The organism is Streptomyces sp. RB17 (assembly GCF_009604455.1).
Classification (GTDB): domain Bacteria; phylum Actinomycetota; class Actinomycetes; order Streptomycetales; family Streptomycetaceae; genus Streptomyces.
The window spans coordinates 1284700-1306522 of the sequence record NZ_WEGL01000002.1 but is presented as its reverse complement, the minus strand read 5'-3'; the positions used below and the strand labels follow the sequence as shown (position 1 = coordinate 1306522).

Annotated in this window: 17 protein-coding genes and 4 pseudogenes; 9 read left to right on the top strand and 12 right to left on the bottom strand. The window is 69.4% G+C overall.

Annotation, left to right across the window (positions count from 1 at the left end):
• Nucleotides 1–89: 89 nt before the first annotated feature.
• Nucleotides 90–323 (top strand): hypothetical protein, encoded by a 234-nt coding sequence (locus SRB17_RS12950; protein WP_323375370.1) that lies wholly within the window; start codon nucleotides 90–92, stop codon nucleotides 321–323.
• Between the two features lie 2 nt (nucleotides 324–325).
• Nucleotides 326–924, top strand: a pseudogene (locus SRB17_RS48470) (IS5/IS1182 family transposase); the annotation flags it as partial.
• A 128-nt stretch (nucleotides 925–1052) separates the two neighbouring features.
• On the opposite strand, the gene SRB17_RS46165 reads toward SRB17_RS48470, so the two are convergent.
• The 3 genes and pseudogenes from SRB17_RS46165 to SRB17_RS12930 form a co-directional block, all read right to left on the bottom strand.
• Nucleotides 1053–1727 (bottom strand): hypothetical protein, encoded by a 675-nt coding sequence (locus tag SRB17_RS46165; RefSeq protein ID WP_228395962.1) that lies wholly within the window; start codon nucleotides 1725–1727, stop codon nucleotides 1053–1055.
• Between the two features lie 745 nt (nucleotides 1728–2472).
• Nucleotides 2473–2960, bottom strand: a pseudogene (locus SRB17_RS12935) (IclR family transcriptional regulator).
• 171 nt (nucleotides 2961–3131) lie between these two features.
• Entirely contained in the window at nucleotides 3132–3827 is a 696-nt protein-coding gene (locus SRB17_RS12930; protein WP_153537773.1) for a type 1 glutamine amidotransferase domain-containing protein, read from the bottom strand.
• 615 nt (nucleotides 3828–4442) lie between these two features.
• Between SRB17_RS12930 and SRB17_RS12925 the strand changes: the two genes are divergently transcribed.
• Together SRB17_RS12925 and SRB17_RS12920 are read left to right on the top strand one after the other, a co-directional pair.
• A complete protein-coding gene (locus SRB17_RS12925) occupies nucleotides 4443–8513 on the top strand; it encodes a beta-galactosidase (RefSeq protein ID WP_228395961.1) in 4071 nt (1356 codons plus the stop codon).
• Between the two features lie 52 nt (nucleotides 8514–8565).
• Nucleotides 8566–8801 (top strand): annotated as a pseudogene (locus SRB17_RS12920) (IS110 family transposase); the annotation flags it as partial.
• 150 nt (nucleotides 8802–8951) lie between these two features.
• Here the strand turns inward: SRB17_RS12920 and SRB17_RS12915 are convergent.
• From SRB17_RS12915 to SRB17_RS12905, 3 genes and pseudogenes are all read right to left on the bottom strand, one after another.
• The gene (locus tag SRB17_RS12915) at nucleotides 8952–9674 is read right to left on the bottom strand and encodes a carbonic anhydrase (protein WP_194293979.1); all 723 of its coding nucleotides are present in this window, start codon (nucleotides 9672–9674) and stop codon (nucleotides 8952–8954) included.
• 223 nt (nucleotides 9675–9897) lie between these two features.
• Nucleotides 9898–10662: an alpha/beta hydrolase gene (locus SRB17_RS12910; protein WP_153537769.1), complete on the bottom strand. Its 765-nt coding sequence runs from the start codon at nucleotides 10660–10662 to the stop codon at nucleotides 9898–9900.
• A 297-nt stretch (nucleotides 10663–10959) separates the two neighbouring features.
• A pseudogene (locus tag SRB17_RS12905) lies at nucleotides 10960–11196 on the bottom strand (maleylpyruvate isomerase N-terminal domain-containing protein); the annotation flags it as partial.
• Here SRB17_RS12905 and SRB17_RS12900 point away from each other — a divergent pair.
• Entirely contained in the window at nucleotides 11166–11744 is a 579-nt protein-coding gene (locus SRB17_RS12900) for a 2'-5' RNA ligase family protein (RefSeq protein ID WP_323375368.1), read from the top strand. The pseudogene SRB17_RS12905 and the gene SRB17_RS12900 sit on opposite strands and share 31 nt — an antisense overlap.
• Nucleotides 11745–12140: 396 nt before the next feature.
• Here SRB17_RS12900 and SRB17_RS12895 read toward each other — a convergent pair whose 3' ends face one another.
• The 3 genes from SRB17_RS12895 to SRB17_RS12885 form a co-directional block, all read right to left on the bottom strand.
• Nucleotides 12141–14537, bottom strand: a complete 2397-nt coding sequence (locus tag SRB17_RS12895; protein ID WP_323375367.1) for a glycoside hydrolase family 65 protein — start codon at nucleotides 14535–14537, stop codon at nucleotides 12141–12143.
• The gene (locus SRB17_RS12890) at nucleotides 14534–15046 is read right to left on the bottom strand and encodes a hypothetical protein (protein WP_153537767.1); all 513 of its coding nucleotides are present in this window, start codon (nucleotides 15044–15046) and stop codon (nucleotides 14534–14536) included. Before SRB17_RS12890 ends, SRB17_RS12895 begins: the two co-directional genes overlap by 4 nt.
• Nucleotides 15047–15838: 792 nt before the next feature.
• Nucleotides 15839–16249 (bottom strand): cupin domain-containing protein, encoded by a 411-nt coding sequence (locus SRB17_RS12885; RefSeq protein ID WP_153537765.1) that lies wholly within the window; start codon nucleotides 16247–16249, stop codon nucleotides 15839–15841.
• A gap of 438 nt (nucleotides 16250–16687) precedes the next feature.
• On the opposite strand from SRB17_RS12885, the gene SRB17_RS12880 reads away from it, so the two are divergent.
• The gene (locus SRB17_RS12880; RefSeq protein WP_323375365.1) at nucleotides 16688–17077 is read left to right on the top strand and encodes a signal peptidase I; all 390 of its coding nucleotides are present in this window, start codon (nucleotides 16688–16690) and stop codon (nucleotides 17075–17077) included.
• A gap of 57 nt (nucleotides 17078–17134) precedes the next feature.
• Here SRB17_RS12880 and SRB17_RS12875 read toward each other — a convergent pair whose 3' ends face one another.
• Together SRB17_RS12875 and SRB17_RS12865 are read right to left on the bottom strand one after the other, a co-directional pair.
• Nucleotides 17135–17641 (bottom strand): serine hydrolase domain-containing protein, encoded by a 507-nt coding sequence (locus tag SRB17_RS12875; protein ID WP_153537763.1) that lies wholly within the window; start codon nucleotides 17639–17641, stop codon nucleotides 17135–17137.
• 283 nt (nucleotides 17642–17924) lie between these two features.
• Nucleotides 17925–18860, bottom strand: a complete 936-nt coding sequence (locus SRB17_RS12865; RefSeq protein WP_153537760.1) for a MerR family transcriptional regulator — start codon at nucleotides 18858–18860, stop codon at nucleotides 17925–17927.
• Between the two features lie 138 nt (nucleotides 18861–18998).
• Between SRB17_RS12865 and SRB17_RS12860 the strand changes: the two genes are divergently transcribed.
• From SRB17_RS12860 to SRB17_RS47575, 3 genes are all read left to right on the top strand, one after another.
• Nucleotides 18999–19535 carry a GNAT family N-acetyltransferase gene (locus tag SRB17_RS12860; RefSeq protein ID WP_153537757.1) on the top strand — a complete coding sequence of 179 codons (537 nt, stop codon included), beginning with the start codon at nucleotides 18999–19001 and terminating at the stop codon, nucleotides 19533–19535.
• 254 nt (nucleotides 19536–19789) lie between these two features.
• A complete protein-coding gene (locus SRB17_RS48025; RefSeq protein ID WP_153537755.1) occupies nucleotides 19790–19939 on the top strand; it encodes a DUF6192 family protein in 150 nt (49 codons plus the stop codon).
• Nucleotides 19940–20263: 324 nt separating this feature from the next.
• On the top strand, nucleotides 20264–20395 hold the full coding sequence (locus tag SRB17_RS47575; RefSeq protein ID WP_267133423.1) for a hypothetical protein: 132 nt from the start codon (nucleotides 20264–20266) through the stop codon (nucleotides 20393–20395).
• Nucleotides 20396–20452: 57 nt separating this feature from the next.
• On the opposite strand, the gene SRB17_RS12850 is transcribed toward SRB17_RS47575, so the two are convergent.
• Complete coding sequence (locus SRB17_RS12850; protein WP_153537753.1) at nucleotides 20453–21727, bottom strand: glycoside hydrolase family 3 N-terminal domain-containing protein; 1275 nt, start codon at nucleotides 21725–21727, stop codon at nucleotides 20453–20455.
• Between the last annotated feature and the right edge of the window lie 96 nt (nucleotides 21728–21823).

Sequence of the window (21823 nt, the reverse complement as noted above, 5' to 3'; positions counted from 1 at the left end):
AAGGGAAGGCAACCACCATGTCCCCCCACACATCGCTCCTCGCCTCTTCGTCAAACGGCGCAGGCACCGGCTCCTCGCGCGGAGCAGTCGTGACCGCGACGGGCCTGATGCACCGCTCCCATCCATGGCTCGGCCACATGGTGACGGACTCGGCAACGGGACGGCGAGGCATTCTCCGCGCCATCGCACCGGAGGGCACGGCGCCGACGCCGGTCGCCTGGCTGGCCCCGCGGCGAGGCGGCATCGAATGGACGACAGCGCCCGAAAACCTCACCGACCCCACACCGATCACGCCGGCCGGCCGCCCAGAAGAGACGACGTGAGGCAGCGGACCGCCCACGACGACAGCGAGCGGACCGTGTCGGTGCGCTCCACCGTCGTCCGGGCCCACCAGCAGGGCGCCGAAGCGCGCACAGGGGGGCGACCCGCGACCCTGCCGACCATGCACTCGGGCTCTCCCGCGGCGGACTGAGCACCAAAGTCCACCTCGCCGCGGACGGCTGTGCACGGACTTGGCCTTCACCGGCACTGCGGGCCAGGCTGGTGGCGGAACCCGCCTCAACGACGGTGACGTATCGCATCCGTGTGCCCCACGACGGCCCGCCCGGGCAGGCCACGGCCCCGGCCACTTGCTGTCCCGGCGCGCGTACTCCTCCCGCGTCCTCGGCAGCCACCCGCGGCAACGGGGTATCCGCACGGTCATCCCGCAGCCGTGCGGCCAAGATGGGCCACGGCCAGCGGCGGAGCCGCCACGGCGGCCCGTCACCCCCGGCTGCGACGCCCAGGCGTACATGCAGCGCAACACCGTCGAACGGTGCATCAACCGCCTCAAGCACTGGCGCGGACTGGCCACACGAACCGAGAAAAATCGCCTCCGCCTGCCAAGCCGCACTCCACCTCGCCGGCATCCTCATCCGGACCCGGCGTTGGCCAAAGGACACAACCTGGCCGCCTGCTTGCGGCGGCCCTCTGGTTGCCCTGATATCGCGTCCGAAAGCTGCCTGCCGCCGCCCGCCAACCCGTCAGGGAGGCAACGGGTGACGGGTTGCCGCCTAATTTGCGAGAGCGTCGAGTTGGCGACGAAGGAGATTCTGCGCCCCGCTGCGGTCGGGGGTCGCGGCGGTGAAGCAGTGGATGTAGACGAACAGGTTGTTGCGGACGCTGATCAGTTTGACACCGGCGTTGCCGAGCTTGTCCAGGCTGCTGACGACGGAGCCGGTGGCGTGATCAGCGGGGTCTGCGAAGGTCTGCTGGTGCGGCGTGCTGCGGGTCTGCCAGGTGTGTGCCATGGACTTGTACATGCTCTCGGCGCCGGAGGGTGCGGCGAACCGGACGAGGAAGATGTCGGCCTGGCTTCCATCGGTACTGATCCAGCCCTGCCGGGCGGCCGCGACGAAGCGCCGGCCTAGGAGCACGGCCTTCTCCCGCGAGACGGCGTCCGCCTTGAAGAGCCCGCGGGCGAAGCCGTCCAGGTCCAGCACGCCGTTGCGGTCGGTCCAGGCGTGCGCGCCTGCCGGTACGGGCAGGATGGTGGCCGTGAGCTGCGCTCCCGCCCCGGACCCAGGTGCGCCCCGGGTCGAGGAGAGGGTTGCGGGGACCGACGGGGACGAAGCCGCCGAGCCCGTGGCCGCGGGCGAAGGCTGGGAGCGCGGCGTCGAGCAGCCGGCCAGCGCCGCCGTCAGAAAGGTTGCGGCGAGGACCTCGGCGTATCGTCTCGGTATGTACACGCCGGGATCATGGCCGATCCCGCGATCTTGCGTCCAGTGCCTTTGCGGGCCGCCGCGGCACGGGCGCGCCTCGGCGTTCGCACCGGTCGCATGCCGGCGTAGGACCCGTCCTGCACCTGCCGCGCACTGTCCTCGTTCGTCACCACGGCTGTGAAGCCGCTGAACACACTGCGGTGCGTGTCATCGTGCGGGCCGCTGTTGCAGTCATGCGCGGTGAACCATGCGGTGGGCCGGTCGTTGACAGGTGGTGGCGGGGTAGCCGCGTTCGGCGCCGGCGCCCGCTACGCGGTGCGTCTCGGCCGGGCGGCGCCGTGCACGGGTGCGCGGCCGATGTGGTTGCGTCCCGAGCGCACCGGCTCTCGCACCGCCGGATCGGCTTGGGCCTCGGACAGCGCGCTCCAGGAAGTCTGACGCGCCGGAAGCGCCAATCCTGCAGGCTGTCATGACAAAGGCAGAAGCCTCCTCGGCGGTGACGCCGTGGCGGAACCGGAGGCAGGTCGAGCGCTGCCTCCGGGCGGACGACCGCATGGTCAGATCACCGATGCTTGCCCGAAGTCAGCGCCGCTCGACCTGCATTTGCCCCGGTGCGGGCCGCCTCAGAAATCTGCCGCCCGCGCCAGGGCAATTGCCCTGAGGGCCAGGCGGAACCGGCAAGAGTGCCGCAGTCGGCCGCCCTCCCCCGCCAGCACGACGCCCTGCTCGGCGCCATCGCCTCGCTGCGGGCAGCCCGAGACCACGCCTCCGGTCAGGCGGACATACGCGCCGCGATCTCCGCCGCGCAGTCCCGCAATCCGGATGCGAGCGCGCGGAGTTGGTCGGCCTCGGTGAGGATGACGGTGGCGGCCGGCGAGACGGCCAGGGCGCGAGTGCCCTCGGGAGTGTGGGGCAGCGCGGCCGCGATCGAGCGGACGTCGATCTCGTTCTCCTCTTCGACCTCCGCCCAGCCTCGCTCCCGGACGTGCGCCATTTCGGCGCGGAGCCGGTCGGGGCCGTGATCGTGCGGGGTGTCACCGCCGGGAGCGGGCCGGACAGCAGACGCGCACGCCCCTCCTCCGGCAGGGCTGCCACCAGCGCCTTGCCGAGGGAGGCGGCGTGCCACGGGTTGCGGGTTCCCTCCGCGCTGCGCAACCGCAGATGCTGAGTGCCCTGGACGGAGAGGACGAGCAGTACCTCCGCGCCGTCGAGAACCCCTGCGATGACGAGCAGGCCCGTGCGCGTGGCGAGCCGGCGCATCGGCTCCCCCGCTGCCGAGTAGCCCGCCGGTGAGCGCTGGAAGCCGCGGCGCCAGGCACGTAGCCTCGGCCCGCAGCCGAACCGGTGCGTGGGCATCCTCGACCTCGCACACCCCGCTGCCCGCCTAGCGGCCCCGACCCGTGCGAGTGCCGTTCACCGATCCCCCCGCGGTCACTTGAGGATCTCAAGGAGCCTGTCTGCGAGAATCGCGGCCGAGTGAGGGTTCTGCCCGGTGATGAGGTTGCGGTCCTCCACCATGTACGGCTCCCAGATCGGGCCACGGCTGAACTCGACGCCGATCTTCTCCTTCAGCTCGGTCTCCAACAGCCACGGTGCCCTGGGGGCCAGTCCGACGGCCTCCTCCTCCTCGTCGGTGAAGCACGTGACCCGGTAGCCCTTGAACGGGGACTCGCCGTGGATCCTGGTGGCCAGCATCGAGGCCGGGGCGTGGCACACGATGGCAAGCGGCTTCCCCGAGGCCAGCTGGGCCCTCAGGAGCCGACCGACATCGGCGTCGAAGGCCAGGTCGGACATAGGACCGTGGCCGCCCGGAAGGTACACCGCGTCGTAGTCCTCGAGGCGGACGTCCGACAGCTTGAGGGGCCGCCGCATCACCTCGGCGGAACGGATGATCTCCTCCAGTTCGAGGGCGCCTTCCTCACCACCCGCCATCGAAGGGCGAAGGCTCATCATGTCGACGTTCGGTATCGCACCACCGGGTGTCGCGACCACGACGTCATGACCCGCGTCCGTGATCTTCTTGTACGGCATCGCGAACTCTTCCGCCCAATAGCCCGTCGCATGCCTGGTGCCGTCCTTGAGCACCCAGAACGTCGCCCCGCTCACAATGAAGAGGACTCTGGCCATGAAACCTGACCTCCTAGCCCCCTGGACTGCCCTTACCCCGTGGATGTGGATGGAATCGGGCTCGGACGCATACTCGGCCAGGCATGCGCGAGCGTCTCCCCCATTGCACGTCCGGCACCACGGTCCGGCAAGTCGGCAACGATCCGGGTGCGATCCGCATGCCGCCCCGGCTCGTGCGCCGGCTCCCCCGCCCGTGCTCGCCCGAAAGCTCGTGATCACATGGCCCGCTCAGGGATGCGGACGGGACGACTGGCCCTGTCATCTCGACGCGTCCCAACTGCCCCTTCCTGGCAGGGCGGACAGAACCGGCAGCTCAGCCGCTCCACGTGGTCGCCGGCCGGGTGACGCTCGAAGCCGTCTTCTCGTCGGTGGCACCGCCACCGGTTCCGCGGTGAACCTCGACCGTCTTCTCCCGCCCCATTGTGTTGAGCCTTGTGCCCCTTTACTGTTCGACTTTGCCTGAGTCTGTTTGATGCTGATTGCTCAGTCGGTATGGAGGCCGCAGTGCGGAGTGATCGGATCGGTTCAGAGGTTGAGAGACCTGAGAGACCCCGTGGTCGTCGCTGGTGGAGGGCGGTCCTCGCAACCGCCGCGACCATCGCCCTGACCACGGGCATGATCGCGCCCGCCGCGGCACAGGACGTCGGCGAGCAGACACCCGCCGCCGCGCCCGCCGCCAGTCCGCAGGCGCACACGGTGAGTCTCGACGGCTACTCGTTCCTCGTCGACGGCAAGCGCACCTACCTGTGGTCCGGCGAGTTCCACTACTTCCGGCTCCCCAGTCCGGACCTGTGGCGCGACATCTTCCAGAAGATGAAAGCCGCCGGATTCAACGCCACCTCGTTGTACTTCGACTGGGGATACCACTCACCGAAGCCGGGAGTGTACGACTTCAGCGGGGTGCGTGACGTCGACAAGCTGCTCGACATGGCCCAGGAGGCCGGGCTCTACGTGATCGCGCGCCCGGCGCCGTACATCAACGCGGAGGTCGACAGCGGCGGCCTGCCCGGCTGGATGACCACCAAGGCCGGGCACAACCGCAGTGACGACCCGCAGTTCCTCAAGTACGCGGACGAGTGGCTGACCCAGATCGACCGGATCATCGCCCGCCATCAACTGACCAACGGCACCGGGTCGGTCATCGCCTACCAGGTCGAGAACGAGTACTACAACGGCTCGGCGGCCGGCCGCTCCTACATGAAGCACCTGGAGGACAAGGCCCGCGCCGACGGCATCACGGTACCGCTGACCGGCAACAACAACGGCACCTTCAACTCCGGTACCGGCGCCCTGGACGTCGACGGACCGGACTCCTACCCACAGGGCTTCAACTGCTCGAACCCCGCCAAGTGGAACGGCGTACCCGACATCAGCTACGACCACCCGGACGGCAAGCCGCTGTACTCGCCGGAGTTCCAGGGCGGTGCCTTCGATCCCTGGGGCGGGCCGGGCTACGACAAGTGCGCCCAGCTGATCAACGACCAGTTCGCCAACGTGTTCTACAAGCAGAACATAGCCGTCGGCGCCACCGCGCAGAGCTTCTACATGACCTACGGCGGCACCAACTGGGGCTGGCTGGGCATGCCGGAGAACTACACGTCGTACGACTACGGGGCCGCGATCCGCGAGAACCGCCAGCTCGATCCGAAGTACTACGAGGACAAGCTGATCGGGTACTTCACGCAGTCGGTCGCCCCGCTGACCAAGACCGAGGCGATCAGGGCCACACCGCCGGACGACTCCGCGGTCGTCGACACCGCCCGGATGAACCCCGACACCAAGACGCAGTTCCACGTCCTGCGGCACGGGAACTCCACGTCCACGGCGGTCGACAAGACCCACATCTCGTTGGACTTCAACGCCCAGCCGTCCGCGGACACCACCTACACCTGGGACGACCCCGACTCCGCGCTGCAGTACGCCGGTTCGTGGTCGCACGTGGCCGACCAGAGCTACACCGGCGGCGACTACAAGCACACCGAGTCGTTCTCCAACAAGGCCGGCGACTCGGTCACCGTCCCGTTCGACGGTACCGCGATCCGCTGGATCGGCCCGAAGACCGACAACCACGGCTACGCCGACGTCTACCTCGACGGCACCAAGGTGGCGACGGTCGACGACTCCGGCGGCGAGAACCAGGCGGTGATCTTCCAGAAGACCGGCCTGACGCCCGGGGCACACACGCTGAAGATCGTCGTCGACGGGAGCCACAGCTCGGGGTCCACGGACAACTACGTGTCCATCGACGCCATCGACGTGCCGACGGCCGCCACCGCGGCACCGACCTACCCGGTCGTGCCGCAGCAGCCGGGAACCGCCATCACGCTCGACGGACGCGACTCGCACGTGATCGTGGCGAACTACCGGCTCGGGGACACGCAGTTGCAGTACTCGACGTCGGAGATCATGACCCACGCGACGATCGGGAACCGCGACGTCGCCGTGCTCTACGGCGACCCGGGCAGCGATGGCGAGACCGTGCTGCGCTACTCCTCCAAGCCCACCGTGACCACCAGCGGCGGCACGGTCACGACCACCTGGGACGAGGCCAGCGGTGACCTGCGCCTGAACTACACGCACAAGGGCCTGACCCGCATCAGCATCAGCGGCGGCGGAGCGCGCCCGATGCTGCTGCTCGTCGGCGACAAGGCCACGGCGGAGACGTTCTGGCGTCAGGACACGGCGGCCGGCCCGGTGCTCGTGCGCGGTAGCCACCTGCTGCGGACGGCAACCAGCCTGGACGGCGGGCGCACCGTGTCGCTCACCGGCGACAACGCCGACGACAAGAACATCGAGGTGTTCACCTCCGCCGACCACGTCACCTGGAACGGCAAGGCATTGGACACCCGGTCCACCGACACGGGAAGCCTCGCCGGGACGATCCCGGCGGCCGCCCCGATCCACCTGCCGGCCCTGACGAACTGGAAGCACGCCGAGGAGTCCCCCGAAGCGACCCCCGGTTTCGACGACTCCGGCTGGCAGGTGGCCGACAAGACGACCACCAACAGCGTCTCCGGCGTCAACTCTCTGCCCGTGCTCTACGCGGACGACTACGGGTTCCACACCGGCAACACCTGGTACCGCGGCCGTTTCCGCGCCACTGGTAAGGAGACCGGCATCCACTTGGTGTCGGACTCCGGCGGAAAGGCGCAGGCGTTCTCCGCCTGGCTCAACGGCACCTTCCTGGGCAGCTCGACCACAGGCAGCGCCGACTTCACCTTCCCTGCCGGTTCGGTGAAGTCGCAGGGTGACAACGTCATCTCCGTGCTCACCGTGAACATGGGGCACGAGGAGGACTACAACTCGACCAACGGGAACAAGACCGCACGCGGTCTGACCAGTGCCTCCCTCGTCGGGGCACCCCTGGCCTCCGTCACCTGGCGGCTGCAGGGCGTACGGGGCGGCGAGGACCTGCAGGACCCGGTGCGCGGCCCGCTCGCGACGGGCGGCCTGTACGGCGAGCGCGCCGGCTGGTCGCTGCCGGGCTACCCGGACGGCAACTGGAAGCAGGCGTCCCTGCCGACGACCGATACCCGTCCCGGGGTCTCCTGGTACCGAACCGACGTCGACCTGGACCTGCCCCACGGCCAGGACACCTCGCTCGGTCTGACATTCACCGACGACCCGTCTCGCAAGTACCGTGCCACGATCTTCGTGAACGGCTGGCAGGTCGGCAACTACGTCAACTACCTCGGCCCTCAGAGCACGTTCCCGGTGCCCAACGGCATCCTGAATCCCAACGGGCGCAACAGCATCGCCATCGCCGTGTGGAACCTGGACGGCAGCTCAGGCGGGCTCGGCAAGGTGTCACTCACCAACTACGGGAGCTATGCCTCGTCCCTGCGGGTCGCGCAGAACGACAGCTCCCGCTACGACCACCGGAAGTACGCGATGCCGAAGCGTCCGGGAGTGAATGTCACCCTGGACGTGCCCAGCACCGCTCAGCCAGGACAGGCCTTCACGGCCAAGGCGACGGTGCGGGTGCCGAAGGACGCGCCGTCCGCCTCCCGACTGACGGCATCGCTCTCCGCACCCGACGGCTGGAGCATGGGTGCCACAAGCCCCACGTCGGTCGAGCGCCTGCAACCCGGCGAATCGGCCACCTTCACCTGGAATGTCCAGCCACCGACCGGGACGCTGCCATCCGCCTCTGCACTCGCCGCCACGGTGCACTACCTGCAGAGCGGACGGCAGTCCGCGGGCAGTGACGAACGCATCGTCGGCGGAATCCCACCCGCTCCGCCGGCCGGGAAGAGCGCCGTGAGCGACCTGCCCTTCCTGTCGTCCACCAACGGGTGGGGCCCGGTCGAGCGTGACACCAGCGTCGGCGAACAGGCGGCCGGGGACGGCCGTCCCATCAGCATCGCCGGTGTCAGCTATGCCAAGGGCCTGGGCACCAACTCGATCAGCGACGTCGAGCTCTATCTCGCCGGAAAGTGCTCCCGGTTGACGGCGGACGTCGGTGTCGACGACGAGACAGGTGGTGCTGGAACGGTGACGTTCTCTGTGATCGCCGACGGCAAGACCTTGGTGACCACGCCGGCGATCCGGGGAAAACAGGCTGCGGTGCCGATCGACGTCGACCTCAGCGGCGCCCAGGTGGTCGACCTCAGGGTCGGTGACGCGGGCGACGGCAACGGCAACGACCACGGCGACTGGGCCACGCCGACACTGACGTGCGGCTAGATGCGCAGCTGACTGACGTAAGGGGCAGTAACCGTATGTAGCACTGGCACTGATGCCGGGCTTGAGCACCGGCTTCACCCGGGCCAGCAGAGCCTTCTTCCTCGGCCTGGGCGTCGGCAAGGCGAACACCACGCCACCGCCGTCACCCCGGCCGGGAAGAAGGCCTTCGACCAGCGCCTGCCCAACAGCGAACCCGGACTCCGCGAGCTGTTCGGGAAACTCCGCGCCCAGCACGGAACGGTGCCGGTCGCGGTGGACCAGCCGGCCTCGACCGGCGCACTGCCGCTAGGCGGTTGCAAGAGACCCCAGGGACGACCAGGGTGTCCCCTTCGCGGAGGTGGTCCAGAGCCTTGCAAGGCTGAATTTCGACCGCCTTGAGCCGTCCTCACAGCCCTTGGCCGTCCCGCGCCTCGTTGACGGCCGTCTCGTACGACCGGTTCAGGCAGGGGCGCCTGTCAGGACTTCGACCTTGCCGGTGTCGAGCGAGTAGTAGGCGCCCACCACGGCAAGGACGCCTTTTCCAACCAGTGGGGCGAGGTCCTGGTTGGAGCGCAGATCGGTGGCGGTCAACTCGACCTGGGCACGGGCCATGGTCTCGACCGGGTCGGCGCCACCTTCCTTCACTGCCTGTTTGTATGCCGGCTGCAGAGCCTTGACGATCGACTGCAAATTGCCGGGCAGCGATTTGCCGTAACGAAGGGACTCGTACGCCGCCTTGACGGCGCCGCAGCGCTGATGCCCAAGGACCACGATGAGAGGAGTGCCACTGGTCATGGGCCCGTACTCGACAGAACCAGTGACCACCGGGCCGACCGCCTCCCCACCCGTGCGCATCACGTAAAGATCACCCAGCCCGGTGTCGAAGAGGAGTTCAGGCGGCACTCGGGAGTCGATACACGAGAGGACCGCCCCAAAAGGCTCCTGCTCGTGGGCCACGAGTTGACGCCGGTTCGGATCCCGGTCGGGGTGTTGTAGATCTCCGCTCACCCAACGCTCGTTGCCTTCCATCAGCCTCGCGAATGCCGCGGTAGGTGTGGTCGGCCGCATGGTCGGCGAAGCGGTGAGCGCCGCCGGGGTGGCCTTCAGCGATGAGCACCCCGCGAGAGCGAGGGTGCCGCAGGCAAGCAGCGCTCTGCGCCCCAGACCTCCTGCTCTGTCCATCCTTCGTTCCCCTCGATGCCGCTCAGGTGCATCCCGGTCTCTTGAACAGGGCAATTGTTCCGCTACACGTGGGCGGCCCGGCCGCAGGCACACGTGTGCGCGGGTCACATTGCTCCGTACGGCCCACAGAGGGCGAAAGCCGCCGTTGCCGTCGCGTCCAGCCCCAACCCGCGGCCGCGGTCGCGGCGCCCGGCTGGCAAGCCGGGCGCCGCAACGGCGCACGTCAGGCCGACGCGATGACCGCTCCGCCCAGGTGCCGGGCGAAGAACCGGACCGCGCTGTCGACTTCGAACCGGGGCAACTCCTTGTGCCTGCCCGAGTTCACGTGCAGGGACTTCTCCCTCGAGGCGAAGGCGTCGAACAGCGCGAGACCCTCCTCGCGCGAGATGTGTTCATCGTCCCATTGCAGGTCGAACTCGATCGGGATGGTGATGTGCTTCGCCTTCTCGGCCGGGACATCGGGCCAGTGTTGACCGAAGACCGCGGCCGTGATCCTGGGTTCGGCTGCCACGAACGGCACACCGATCGCCGTACCCATGTTGATGCCCCAGTAGCCGACCGGACCATCGGTGCCGATCTCCGGAAGTTCCTGGAGGGCGTCCAGGGCCGCGCGGTACTCGGGCACGGCGAGCTCCGCCAGGTGGGCGTTGTAGCGAACGACGATCGGGCCTTCCGGCTCGCCCGCCGCTCTCGCCCGGTACAGCTCGGCGATCTCCGCCTCGTCGTGCGCCGTGCGCGGCCGGTCGCCGTGGCCGGGCGCGTCGATGACGGCGACGTGGAAACCGCAGCCGGTCACCAGGCGTTCTGCCCGGCCCGACATCGCCGGATGCTTCTTGTGGTTGCCGCCGCCGTGACCCATCAGGACCAGGGGCGCGTGATCGCCGCCGGATGCCGGCGACCAGAGAACGCCGGGAACATCGCCCACTGTGAAATCGCGCTCGACCATGGTGTTCGCCGACGACTCGGCGGTGAACTGCAGAGAGTGCATAGATGTGGCCTTTCGGGAGTGCCTTGTTGTCGAGGCGCTCCCGGCGACAACTACGTCAAGGCTGATGCCCAACTGTGGCTCGGGCAGGGGGCCGCCCGGAGAGGGGAACCGCCACGCCCGCCGCTCTCACCGATAGTCGCTTCACTCTCTGGTACGCCGCCTGCGACCGGAACGTGGACCGAACAGCAGACCGCCGGAACGCGAAGGACCGCCGCACCACAGGGGCGCAGCGGTCCCGTACCGCGCCGGGGTCCCAGCCAGGCTCGGCTACTCGGCTTCCACCAGGTATTGGACATCCTCCGATGCGGACTTGGCCGGGGAAGTGGCGGCAGGACCTGCTGCGACGGTGGCGGCCCAGAAGCGGCGCCCCTCGCCCAGGTGCTGCACGAGATCGAACAGCGTCCACTCGGGGCAGGTCGGCACCTGCACGTCGAGGCTGGGCGCGGCGGCGACCGCGGCGCGGAAGGCCGTCGATCGTTCGTCGAAACACCGACGCATGACAAGTGCCGCCGCGGGCCTGCGGGGTGGCAGCATGCCGACCCGTGGCAGACGACAGCACGCGCAGATTCCAGGCCGGCCAGACAGGCCTCGTCATCAGGGTCCCCCAGGCCGAACCGGCCGTCCGCGCATGGCGTGAACGATTCGATCCGTCAGCCCGGGCCGGGGTTCCCGCACATGTCACCGTGCTCTTCCCGTTCCTCGACGAAAGTCGCATGGACGCGCGTGTCCTCTCGGCTCTCGCCGACGTACTGGCCAGGCATCGCGCCTTCGACCTGCGGTTTGCACACTGCGGACGGTTCCCGGGCGTGCTGTATCTCGTGCCCTGGCCACAGACGCAGGTGCGGCAGCTCACCGAGGCGATCGCCGGCCGGTGGCCCGAAACCCCTCCCTACGGCGGCCGCTTCACCGAGATCGTGCCCCACCTGACCGTCGCCGACGGTCACGACGATGAAGTCCTGGACCAGATCGAGGCCGACCTGGTCACCAAGCTCCCCTTCACCTTCCGGGCCGCGTCAGTCGACCTCCTGGTGCACGACGGCGCCACGTGGCAGGAGCGGATGTCGTTCCCGCTCATTGCATGAAGAGGCGCCCTGAACTCGGCTGAACCGCCGCAGCCGGCAGCGGGGAGGCGCCTCTCTCGACGGGGTCACCACCTGCCGCCCCCGCCCGCCCCGGGCACGTCCGACGTCCTCGCCGCCAGACGTCGCCTTCCCCCTCTCCTGTCGCACCGGACCGACCGGTTCAGACCGGGGCACCGGCGCCGTCCGCGACATCGACGGCGGCGTCATGGCCGGACGCACCCCCGGCCGCATCCACCGCACTCCGTGCCTCGGACAGACGGCTGCCCCCTCCGTCTGACGACAACCCGGCCACCCGCCGCCTCCTCCAACAGCGGCAGCCGGCAACGGTGGCAGCCGGCGCGGGGCGGGCCGGCTGCGCCGGGCGCCGTCCCTTCCCTGGGCGACTGCTGTGCGGCGCTACTCAGGCGCCGCCGCCCCGTCCCCCTCCTCCCCGACCAGGCCCACCGGACGGCGGCCCGCCGGCTGCTGCGGCTCGGCCAGTACCGGCGAGGGCGGCATCGGGCGCTCCACCGGCGCCCGGGACGTCACCGTCACAGGCTCCCCGTGATGCAGGACGACCAGCGGTTCGCCGGCCACGAGCCGGTAACGCGCACGGGATGCATCGATGTCCACCTTCAGCCTGCGCCCGCGCACCAGCACCGTGAACGCCACCCTGGACAGCGCTTCCGGCAGGCGCGGCGCAAACGCCAGCAGGCCCGGTTCCCCGTCGCCGCCGGCATAGCGGCGCAGGCCGCCGAAGCCCGCGACCAGAGCGATCCACGTCCCGGCCAGGGAAGCGATGTGCAGCCCGTCACGGGTGTTGTGCTCCAGATCGTCCAGGTCCATCAGCGCGGCCTCGGCGAGGTAGGCGTAGGCCAGGCGCAGGTGCCCGGTCTCGGCGGCGAGCACCGCCTGGCAGCACGCCGACAGGGACGAGTCCCGGACGGTCAGCGCGTCGTAGTAGGCAAAGTTGCGCGCCTTGTCCTCATCGGTGAAGACGTCCGGGCATTCCATCATCGCCAGCACCACATCGGCCTGCTTGACCACCTGCTTGCGGTACAGGTCGAAGTAGGGGTAGTGCAGCAGCAGCGGGTAGTTCTCCGGCGGCGTCGCCTCGAAGTCCCACCGCTGGAAGGTGGTGAAACCGGCCGACTGTTCGTGCACACCCAAAGACGCGTTGTACGGCACCGCCATGCGCGCCGCGGCGTCCCGCCACACCGCACTCTCCTCGTCGTCCACGCCCAGTTCGGCGGCTCGCACCGGATGGCGCGCCGCCACGTCCGCGGCGGCGATGAGGTTCTGCCGGGCCATCAGGTTGGTGTACAGGTTGTCGCGGGCGATGGCACTGTACTCGTCGGGTCCGGTGACCCCGTCGATGTGGAAGACGCCGTCCGCGTCGTGGTGGCCGAGCGAGCGCCACAGCCTGGCGGTGTCCACGAGCAGGTCCAGGCCCTCGCCTCGTTCGAAGTCCTCGTCGCCGCTCGCCATGACATACCGTACGGCGGCCATGGCGATGTCGGCGTTGACGTGGAAGGCGGCCGTCCCGGCCGGCCAGTAGGCCGAGCATTCGGGACCGTCGATGGTTCGCCAGGGGAACACCGCCCCGGACAGGCCCAGTTGACGTGCACGCTGCCGCGCCGCCGGGAGCGTCCTGTGCCGCCATCTCAGGGCCGAGGCGACGGCCTCGGGCGCGGTGAACGTCAGAACGGGCAGCACAAAGGACTCGGTGTCCCAGAAGCTGTGCCCGTCGTATCCGGTTCCGGTCAGGCCTTTGGCGGGAATCGCCCGGTTCTCACCGCGGGCGGCCGCCTGGAGCACGTGGAAGAGAGCGAAACGCACCGCCTGTTGGATCTGTGCGTCGCCCTCCACCTCGACGTCCGCACAGGCCCAGAAACGGTCCAGGTACGACACTTGCGCGGCAAGCAGTCCGTCGAAGCCGGTACCGACGGCGGCCGCCACAGCCGCGTCCACCTGATCGCGCACGGCGGGCAACGAACGCTCCCCCGACCAGCCGTACGCCACGAACTTCACCAGTTTCAGCGGCTGCCCGGGCACCAGATCCGCGGTCACCGTCAGACGGCTGACGTCGGTCTCGCACTGCACCGTCCAACGACTGCCTGCGGGCCCGTCGATGAGATGGTCGGCCGCTGCGGCCACCCGCAGGGCACTGCGCTCGGTGCGGTGCACCAGCCGCAGCCGGGTGTCCTCGGCGTAGCGCTCCTCGGGCACCAACGGCGACCCGATCGCCTCGGCAACCCGTGGATCCCCATGGATGCGGGGCAGCTGCTCGTTGGCGACGAGCTCGGACTGCAGCGCCACCGTGACCGGCCCGTCGACCGGCTCGATCTCGTACACCACCGCGGCCACCGCCCGCTGGGTGAAGGACACCAGCCGCCGTGACGTGATCCGTACCGTACGGCCGCCCGGCGACGTCCACCGTGCGGTGCGGCTGAGGACACCGGAGCGGAAGTCCAGGACCCGCTCGTGCGCGACCAGCCGGCCGTAACGCAGGTCGAACGGATGGTCGTCGACCAGCAGGCGGATGACCTTGCCGTCGGTGACGTTGATCATCGTCTGGCCGGACTCGGGATACCCGTAACCCGCTTCCGCATAGGGCAGTGGATGTTGCTCGTAGACGCCGTTGAGATACGCGCCGGGCAGCCCGTGCGGCTCTCCCTCGTCGAGGTTTCCGCGCCACCCGATGTGCCCGTTGGACAGAGCGAACACCGATTCGCTCTGGGCGAGCACGTCCAGATTCAGCTCCGTCTCACGCAGGCACCACGGCTCGACCGCGAAGCTGGGATGGGTAATCACCGGTCCTCCAGGAGTTCGGCCAGGTCACCGGCCACGGCATCCTCGAACACCGCGACCCAGGTCGGATCCGTTCCCAGCCCCCGGGCCGCCTGAGGACACGCCCCCGGGGCGGGCCTGCCGCGCAGCCGGCGGCCACGCGCCACGTCCCTGCCGTCCGCGCTGGAGGCCACCACCGCGCAGCGCAGACGGGCCTGTCGCACCGCGTGGACGAAACGGACCGAGCCCTCGTACGGTTCCGCCCCCTTGTCCCGGATCCGCCGCAGGGCCGGCCCGTTCCTGCCGTTGCCCCATCCGTGCACGCCGTCCTCACGGGGCCGGCCGCCCACATACCCGTCGTAGTCGCCGATCGCGTCGAAGGGCACGAACGCGGTCCCCTCACGTGTCGCGCGTTCATGGAGGCAGGCCTCGCACATCTCTTCCCACGTGGCCTCGCGGACCTTGGCGGTCCGGGTGACAGCCCCGTCGAGGCCGAACAGGCAAACATGGCCATGCGCAGGAAACCCCAGCATGCCGCCAGACTAAAAGGACGCGGGCGCACACCCGCGCCAGGCCGGAGCACGGCACGCCCGAACACACCCACCCGGTCGAGTCCCAGCACGAACTCCCTGGGGAACCCGACCACGGACGCCACCATCCCGGCCGCGCGAAGGTGGCAGCACAGGCGCCGGTGGGGCCGACCCTCATTCAGGGCAACCGAGACACCGCCAAGCCAAGGTCTACACATCGCGCATCCGCGGCCCATTCGGCCGACCCTGCCGGAGACGTGCCAACGGGTACCCCAACCAGTTCAGCGCTCGGCCCGCATGCCCGGGGCATCCCGTCCAGCGCTGCAAGGGGCGCCACGACCGCCTCAACCAGCCCGTCTCCGACACCGACGATCGTGCCTGGGAGCTGCCCCATGGCCACCTGGTCGCTCGTCTCGCCGCCGCCGGGGACGTCCCTGACCACGCCGGCAGGCGGATCGACCCGCAGCGCGCAGACGTCGCAGGAACCGGGGATGGCCAGACGAGCACGCCACAGCACCAGGTCACCCCTGTACCAGTCGGCAAGCCGGGATTTGAACGGCATGCGGCGCCTGCACAGTCATCTGCTGTGAGGATGTGCGGACTCACCATGCAGTGATGCCTGGCGAGCAACCTCGGTCTGCCAGCACCGGATACCCCAGCAGGGACGACCGGCAAGCCCACACCTGGGTGCTCTCCGCAGATGCTTGTGAGATGACGATGTGCGGGAGATGGTCGACGCAGCTGCGTCATCCGAGCCGCTCCGCTCGGCACCGGCCCGTGCGAGCAGGCGGCAGGTCAGCCGGTGGGACGCGGGGCGCGCAGGTGGGCCCGCTTCTCCAGTTCTTCCTTGCCGACCAGCGTGAGCATCGGCTGGCCCGGCGCGCACATCATGAACACGATGTACTTGGCCGGCGCGTCCGGCAGGGCGTTGCCGTTCTGGTAGTGGATCACCTCACCGCCGGGCTCCCAGAACGTCTCACCCGCCTTGATCACCCGCTCCGGCTCACCCTCGAGCTCCCACCGGACCTCCCCCTCGATCACATAGCCGAAACACGGCCCTGAGTGGCGATGCGGAGGAGTCCCGGGGTCACCGGGGGGCCACTCGACGAGAACGGTCATCCCCGAGGCACCTTCGGGAATGAACGGCGGCTTGACGTCCGCCAGCATCGTGGGTCCGACCCCGCTCACTGATTCCATCCCGTGCATCTCATGCACTGTGCTGCACCTCCATAGGCTCACCCCGGGAGGGACGCTCTCGCGCGTCGGCGATCCCGGACCCGTACAACTTGCTTCACAGTAAAGACAGAGCACGGCCCGAATCTGTGACACGCCGAGCGCCTCGTGCCTCGCACAGAGGCTCCTGAGACCACGGACACCCGGCAGCAGCACGCAACCCACCACTCACGAGGAGAGTCGTCTGCCGCCCGATCTCCGCACCCGTGGCGGTCGTCACCCAGAGCGCAGTCCGAGGCATCGACGAGCCGGAAACGCCACGGCATGATCTTGCAATGGTCGGGGATGGCCGGCCATGTGGCGACCCCACTGAGAGGCCGGCCCGTGACCGCTTCCTCTTCCTTGCCGCGCACCGGGCGCCGGCGAGAGGGCTGATCGGTGTCGCGCACTCGGCTGCTAGCGTCCGGCCACGTGAACGACAGCGTGTACGTAGGCAATGCGGGCAAGGATGCGGCAATGGACCGGGGTTGGCTCCTCGGGCACTTCAAGGACGCAGGCGATCCACGCCACAGCGACGCCGTGGAGATCAAATGGGGTGTCCACCCCCGTGGCGATGAACGGCTGCAGTGGGTGAGAGGCGAGGAACGCACGGCTCTCCTGGTTCTGATCAGCGGCCGATTCCGCGTCGAACTTCCCGGCCGCAGTGTTCTTCTGGAGCAGCAGGGCGATTACGTCGTATGGGGGCGCGGGGTCGACCACTCGTGGTTCGCGGAGGAGGAGTCGGTGGTCCTGACCGTTCGGTGGCCGTCCGTGCCTGGCTACGCGGTGCCGGAGAAGGGTCGGACGGGCCTGCAGTGCTGATGCGTGTCATGGGGCGGCGCGGAGGACGAGCGGTGTGCTCGCCCTCCGCGCCGCCGCTCAGACGATCGGGAGGGCCAGGCGTTCGTTGACGGGTTCGAGCAGGACCTGCCGATTGGTGAGGACGACCCATGGCCCGCCGGTGCTGGACCTGATGATCAGGGACGCGCTGAAGCCGGGGCCGGCGCCGGGGTGTCCGGCGACGTCCTTGGGCGGTACGAGCATCCAGCCGAGTCCCGCTCGGCCACCGCCGTCGTCCCGCTCGGCCTGTGGCGAAAGCGCCTCGCGGGCGAGCGCGTCGGGCAGCAGCGAGGACCAGCCCAGACCGAAGCGGACGAGGTCGGGCGCGGTGGTCCACAGACCGCCCGCCGCCGGCAGCGTGCAGACCTGGGCCGGCACGGGCTCGAAGGAGCCCTCGGTGGACAGGCGGTAGCCGGTTGCCGCCCCGGTTGCAGGCGGCATCGTGGGGAACGAGGACCCGGTCATGCCGAGCGGGTCGAGGACCATGCGGGCCACGGCCTGCGGGTAGGGCGACGCGGTGACGTCGGCGATGAGCCGGCCGAGCATCCCGTACCCGCCGTGGCCTTACGCGAAAGTGCCGCGTTGCCCGGTGCACGCCGCGAGCGGCCCGGCGACCGGGACCGGGTCGGGGACGCGATCGGCGAACACCGACGCGGGCGGGGGGCTGTCGACGCCGTCGGTATGGGACAGCAGCTTCCCGTACGGTGATGGCGTCGTCGGCGAGCCTTACGGTGCGCAGGTACGCGTTGGCGGGCGCGTCGAGCCGTACGCGGCCGTCCGCGACCAGCCGCAGGACGGCGGTGGCGGTGATCAGCCTGCGCGGCTTGCGTCATCGGGCTGCCCGCATCCGTAGAGCTGTGACGCACCATTCGATCACCGGGGCGAGACGTTCCGGTGCCGGCCAGTCGTTGATCAGCGCGAGCAGTTGGACGTACTGGTCCCTGCGCGGATCGCTCGCGGCTTCCAGGCGGTGCAGCAGCCACTCGTGCAGCTCGGCATCACCGCGTCGGCCGTCGGCGCGTACGCAGTGGGCGGTGAGCGCCGCGACGAAAGGATCGGCCTGGGGCGAATCCGGGCTGATGCCGCACGCCACGGCTGGTCCCACGAGATCACGGGCGACGGCGATGACGTCCGGGCGCGGTGGCGTGGGCGCACTGTCGGGAAGGGCAGCCGCATGGTCTTCGGCCAGGCGCCGCACAGTGGCGCGGAAATCCGGGTCCAGGGACAATTCGGCCAGCTCCACCCATGCCCTGACCTGCTCGTCTGTGGGGTCGTCGGGGAGCTCGGGTGTCATGGAGCGCCGAGCTGCGGCGTGGGAGCCACTGTGGAGGCCTTCGAAGACACTGTCGAGGAAGTCGTCGACCAAGCGTCGGCGTTCGGCTGCGGACAGCGTGGCCAGTTGGTGCATGAGTTCCATCTCCTCAGGGGTGGGCTCGCGTCTGGCGGCGGCCGTCAGCACCGCCCGTCGCAGGCGCAGGATGCTGATCTGCACGTCCAGTGCGGCGGCGTGCTCCGCGGCGACTTCGCCGAGTGTGAGTTCCTGGTCCACGACCCGCTGGATCACGTCGAGGCCGAGTCCCAGCTCTCGCAATGTCCGCACCAGAGCCAACCGAGCGACAGCCGCCGGGGCGTAGCGCCGGTAACCGGCGTGGGTGCGGTCGGCAGGCGCCACAATGCCCCGATCGGAGTAGAACCTGATCGTCTTGACTGACAGACCGGTGCGCTGTGCCAGTTCACCGATCGAGTAGAGGGTGCCGCCGTCCATGAGTTCACCTTCCTGTCTCCCCCTGCAGGAGACTCAAGTCTGCGCCCCACGTCTCCCCGCCCCCTCCTGCTCGCTCCCTGGGAGCTCAGGGTCTTCTCTTTCGGATCACTCTCACGGGCGTGCGATAGGTTGCGCGCCATGACTGAACTCGGACCCGTCGCCTGGCCACCTGCCCCGATAAGGTCCGAGCGGCTCGTGCTCCGCGAGTCCGAGGCCCGAGACCGTGCGGCGTTCATCGAGCTGCTCGCCTCACCGGAGGTGCACACCTACCTCGGTGGCCCTCGACCGCGTGACGAGATCGAGCGCGCGATGCCTGACGTGCCCGGACGGCGCCCTGGCCTTTTCATAGTCGATCTCGACGGAGTAATGATCGGTCAGATCACGCTCACCAGAGAAACGGGGCACCTTCGTCAGGCTGCCGGAAAGGCCGAGCTCGGCTACCTGTTCCTGCCGCAGGCGTGGGGATACGGGTACGCCTCCGAGGCTTACGCAGCGGCACTCGGCTGGTTCGCCGACGCGCTCCCCGGCGAACCAGTGGTGCTCGCCACCCAGACCGCCAACGTCCGCTCGATGCGCCTCGCGGCAAAGCTGGGTTTCATCGAGGTAGAGCGGTTTGAGGCCTACGGCGCCGAGCAGTGGTTCGGCGTGTGGTCCTCGGCCGCGCCGTCCAGTTGAGCTGACGAGCGTGCTGGTTCAGGCGGAAACTGGATGATCGCGGGGAATCCTGAACGGTCGGAGTCGTACGTCCAGCCTCGGCCATGTACTGCTGTGGTGACCACCGTCCTCCTGCGCCGCCCCGCGGTCACCTTGAAGGCGGCTGCCGACACCGCCCGGCGCGCCGGAAACGAACCCCAGTCGACACAGCGCCCAGTTCATGGACCAGGTCGCGGCCTGCGGGCAGTTCGTCGCCATGGCGGGCCGGCCGGATCGTGCCGAACCTGCGTGGCGAGCACTACGACGAGGCCGAGCGCGAGACGATCGGCGGGGCCTGGCGAGGGGTACGCGCCGCCGCCGACTGGATTGAGAACGCCGTCACCGCGGCGAAGCCGACCTCGACGAGTAGCTCACGAGGCCGCTGAAAGGATCGGGTGGGTAGGCGATGGGGCGGGGCGACCCCGCCCACGTCGACGCCGAAGCCATCCTCAGCGCCGTCCAGGGGCCCGCCCCGCTGGCGTGACCATCGCCCAGCTGATGTCCGCCACCGAACGCACCCCCCGCGCCCATTTCCACACCGGGCTCCGCGCGCCTGCGCAAGGTCGCCGCTGCGAAGGACCCCCGCCCGTGACCTTCCCCGCCCCAAAGGCGCCGACGCTTCGTCGCGCTGCCCAAGAGGTGGGTAGTGGAACGGTCGAATTCGTGGACGCTGCGGACCCGGCGCAGGCGCGAGGGGCTACGAACGTCTGATGTCCCACACCGAAGCGCATATCCAGCGGGCCTTCATCACCCTCATGTCCCAACGCCTGGTCCGACGGCACCGTCACATCGCGGAGGTCACGGCCGTCGTCCCGACCACTGACGTGCCGGTTCGCGAATGATCGACCACGTCGACCGGCGGGGAGAAGATCGCAGAAGCGCCACTCGCGCGCTGGCCCTCAGGGGCAGAGATTCACGTGCCGGACGGCCAGAACGTGCCCCGCCGCGTCGATGAGGCGGCTGCGGGCGAGGTGTCCGCCGGCCACCGCGTCCGTGATCGCCGTGGCGATCGAGGAGGTTTGCGAGCTGACGTTGCCCTTCAGGTCGAACATGACCATGTCGGCGCCGGAGCGCAGGGCTTGAACGGCGGCGGCGGGGACGCTGAAGCCGGCTGCCGAGATCGCCTTGGCGCTGAGCGAGTCGGTGAGCACCAGCCCCTTGAAGCCCAGTTTGCCCCGCAGTTCGGAACTGATGACAGTGGGTGACAGGCTCGCCGGATTGGTGCCCAGGCCCGGCACGGTGTTGTTGGCGACCATGATGGCCGGGGCACCGGCTTTGATGGCCGCGGTGAACGGCGGGAGGCCCACCTTCTGCAGGGTGGACCAGGGCAGGGTGTGGGCGGGTCCGAAGTCGGAGTTGTAGCTGGAGCCGCCGAGGCCAGGGAAGTGCTTGACGACAGGTATCACGTTTCCGGCGCGCATCCCGTTCATGTACGCGACACCGGCCTTGGAGACCACCGAGGTGTTGCCGCTGAAGGAGCGCCATCCGTCGGGGTTGGTCTTGCTGGGGGCCACGTTCCTGCCGTCGACGTCGACCACCGGCGCGAGGTTCATGTTCACCTGGGCGGCCGCCATCTTGGTGGCGACCTTCGTGACGTTCTGCTGGATCTGGGCCGGGGTCCAGTGCGCGCCCATGTACGCGGCCCAGGGCAGGGACCCGACGAGGTTCGCCATGCGCTGGATGTCACCGCCCTCCTCGTCGGTCATCACCAACAGACCCAGGTGACCCGGTACATGGGACTTCAGGGCGGTCAGCCGTGAGCCGAGGTCGGACGGCGCCTTGCTGCCGAACAGCAGCACACCGCCGGCACCGGCGCTCACCTCGGACGTGACGTCGGACACCGAGGCTTCCGACACCGGGACCGCGATGGTCAGCATGGCCAGCCGGCGGTTCGACCACCCCGCCAGTTTCGTGCTGTTGGTGCACGCGGTGGCGGCGGTGGTGAGGTCCGGAACGAAGGACGAACGGGAGCGGGAGGGCGCGGTGGGCGGGGCGGGCGACAGGCCGGGGCCACTGGAGTGCGAGGTCACCTTGGGGGCGCCCGAGCCACAGCCCGCCAGGAGCATCGCCGCGACGGCGGCGGCCGTGCTCAGTCTTCGTGCGTTCCTGGCCCGGCCGGAAACCCACGTCGGTGCTGTCGCGCTTCTACGGTCACGGTACGACGGAAGATTCATCGCCAGGCCTCCTTCGGGAAGTCGCGACGGTACCCGTCGCGCTGAGGGCCGTAAGAGCATGAGAGGGCTTTACGACGCGTGAGATGCGCGCCGGCC